At 58.9% G+C, this 2,704-nt stretch carries 5 protein-coding genes; all 5 read left to right on the top strand.

What is annotated here, in order from left to right:
* Positions 1-737: DUF932 domain-containing protein (locus tag ACU8YC_RS24710; RefSeq protein ID WP_446895918.1), on the top strand; the 737-nt coding region annotated here is incomplete at its 5' end.
* 257 nt (positions 738-994) lie between these two features.
* A complete protein-coding gene (locus tag ACU8YC_RS24705) occupies positions 995-1,456 on the top strand; it encodes an antirestriction protein (RefSeq protein ID WP_446895921.1) in 462 nt (153 codons plus the stop codon).
* Positions 1,457-1,508: 52 nt separating this feature from the next.
* Positions 1,509-1,994, top strand: coding sequence for a RadC family protein (gene radC / locus ACU8YC_RS24700; RefSeq protein WP_446895920.1), 486 nt, complete (start codon positions 1,509-1,511; stop codon positions 1,992-1,994).
* A 20-nt stretch (positions 1,995-2,014) separates the two neighbouring features.
* Positions 2,015-2,236, top strand: coding sequence for a DUF987 domain-containing protein (locus tag ACU8YC_RS24695; protein ID WP_446895919.1), 222 nt, complete (start codon positions 2,015-2,017; stop codon positions 2,234-2,236).
* Between the two features lie 20 nt (positions 2,237-2,256).
* On the top strand, positions 2,257-2,616 hold the full coding sequence (locus ACU8YC_RS24690; protein WP_446895917.1) for a type IV toxin-antitoxin system YeeU family antitoxin: 360 nt from the start codon (positions 2,257-2,259) through the stop codon (positions 2,614-2,616).
* Positions 2,617-2,704 lie beyond the last annotated feature (88 nt).

Below are 2,704 nucleotides of genomic sequence, written 5' to 3'. Positions count from 1 at the left end.
TCCCCAGTGTCTTCGGAGAAGACCGTCATGCATCCCGCAGTCAAAAATACACTTACATTCCCACCATCATCCTGCTGCAAAGCCTGCGGCGCGAAGGTTTTGAGCCGTTCTTTGCCTGCCAGTCCCGTGTGCGCGACCCGGACCGCCGGGAGCACACAAAGCATATGTTACGTCTGAGACGCGCCGGGCAGATTACCGGCCAGCAGGTCCCGGAAATCATTCTGCTCAACTCCCACGACGGGTCATCAGGTTATCAGATGCTGCCAGGTCTATTCCGTAGCGTGTGTACCAATTCGCTCGTCTGCGGGCAGTCGTTTGGTGAAATCCGTGTCCCGCACCGGGGTGATGTGGTGGAGAAAGTCATTGAGGGGGCGTACGAGGTACTCGGTGTTTTTGACCGGATTGAAGAACAGCGGGACGCCATGCAGGCGCTGCTGCTCCCGCCCCCGGCGCAACAGGCGCTGGCGAAAGCCGCCCTGACGTACCGCTTCGGGGAAGAGCACCAGCCGGTCACTGAAACACAGGTGCTTGCCCCGCGCCGCTGGCAGGACGATAAACACGACCTGTGGAGCATCTTTAACCGGCTGCAGGAAAACCTCAAAAAAGGTGGTCTGGCCGGCCGGACAGCACAGGGGAAACGCAGCCACACCCGGGCCGTCAACGGTATCGACGGAGACCTGAAGCTCAACAGGGCGTTATGGGTAATGGCCGAAGAGCTGCAGCAGGCCCTGGGCTGATGCGCCACGTTCCTGCGAATGCCCGCCAGGCATCGGTCTGGCCGGTTTCCCTGCAGAGCCAGCCCGGCAGTCGCTCCATCTCCGATGATGACCTCTGCGCCTGGTGTATGCATCTTTGCTACCGGCCGGGTGAACGCAGCCTGTGTCAGCGGGCTGATACTGACGGCGTGTGGCCCTCACGGTGTGATGTCGATGGCTATGCGCAGTCCTGCCCGTCACTTCTTCTCAATAATCCTACTGAAAATAAAGGAAATCACATGAACAACACGCTTAACCTGACCTGCACTGTAACTGAAAACACCAGCCCCCTCACCGCCACGTTGCTGCCCGATACGCAGCGTCTTCATTTCTGGCCGCAGCACTTCGGCGGTATTCCACAGTGGATACTGCTTGAGCCCCGCATCTTCGCCCGGATGGACCGGCTGTGTGAGAACTACTGCGGCGGTGTCTGGCAGTTTTACACGCTGAGCAACGGCGGCGCTTTTATGGCCCCGGAGCCGGAAGAGGGGAGTGAGGATAAATGGACGCTGTTTAATGACATGAACGGCAACGGCGCGGACATGAGCGCGGAAGCCGCCGGGATTGCCGCCTGCCTGCTGGAGTACAGCCACCACGCCTGTCGCTCTGAGTGCGATACCATGACCGCGCATTATTACCGCCTGCGGGATTATGCGCTGAGTCACCCGGAGTGCCAGGCCATTATGCGCATCATTGATTAGGGGAATAATCATGACGAATCCGGCCCCCTTACCCACAGCATCGCAGCCTGATATGTTCCCGTCACTGACCTCCCCACATCAGGAAGCCGGCCTGTCGCCGTATGCCCGGCGAACGCTGCGGCGGGCCATGAACCTGCTTGAACGCCAGCTGCGTGAACCCGGAGTGGCCTTCACCTCCGCCAGCACCACCCGGGACTGGCTGCGCCTGCGGCTTGCAGGGGAAGAACGGGAAGTGTTTATGGTGCTGTTTCTGGATAACCAGAACCGCCTCATTACCCACGGGATACTGTTCACCGGCACTGTCAGCCATACCGAAGTCCATCCCCGGGAAGTGGTCAAAGCGGCCCTGAAACATAACGCGGCCGCCGTCATCGTGGCCCACAATCATCCGTCAGGCCTGCCGGAGCCCAGTCAGGCAGACCAGCGACTCACGGAACGTCTTAAGCAGGCTATGGAGCTCATTGAGGTCCGACTGCTGGACCATCTGGTGGTGGGCGGCATGGAGATTACCTCCTTTGCTGAAAGAGGCTGGCTATGACCCCAGAGAAAAACAACAGCATGAAAATCATCCCCAAACGTCAGGCGATGGCGATATACCGCCGGCATCCACAGTCCCGGCTGTTTCGTTTCTGCACCGGGAAATACACCTGGTCCGGCAGCATCTGCCACTATACCGGTCGGGAGGTTCAGGATATCAGCGGCGTCCTGGCCGTGTTCGCTGAACGTCGCCAGGACCGCAACGGCCCGTATGTCGTCCTGCGCAGCGTAACCCTTAATTGACTTATTTAAGGAATACCACATTGTCGAATCAGATACCTCCGACAAACCACGATGTCCCTGAACCCTGGTGGGGACTTAAACCCACCGTCATGCCGTGCTTTGGCGCACGCCTGGTGCAGGAAGGCCTCCGGCTGCATTATCTGGCTGACCGGGCCTGTATCGCCGGTACATTCAGTGAGGCAGATTTGCGCCATCTGGACCAGGCCTTTCCTGTGCTGCTCAAACAGCTGGAGTTAAGGCTGGTATCCGGTGAGCTAAGCCCCCGCCATCAGCACGGTGTCACGCTGTATGCAAAAGGACTGACCTGTGAGGCACACAGCCTCGGCTCGTACGGATACGTATACCTGGCGATTTATCCAACACCCACAGCCCTTCTGTAACCCCGTCCTTATTTCACTAACCCCTTAACAAAGAGAAAAACCTCATGCACACCATGTCTGCATCCTCCCGGCGGACGGCACTGGCACG

The organism is Citrobacter sp. VF227, assembly GCF_052950715.1.
Note: the sequence above shows the minus strand (reverse complement) of the source record. Positions and strands in the feature narration are given on the sequence as shown.

Coding starts and splice junctions, on each gene's coding strand:
- ACU8YC_RS24705 (WP_446895921.1), top strand. CDS start 995: ATGAACAACACGCTTAACCTGACCTGCACTGTAACTGAAAACACCAGC.
- radC (WP_446895920.1), top strand. CDS start 1,509: ATGTTCCCGTCACTGACCTCCCCACATCAGGAAGCCGGCCTGTCGCCG.
- ACU8YC_RS24695 (WP_446895919.1), top strand. CDS start 2,015: ATGAAAATCATCCCCAAACGTCAGGCGATGGCGATATACCGCCGGCAT.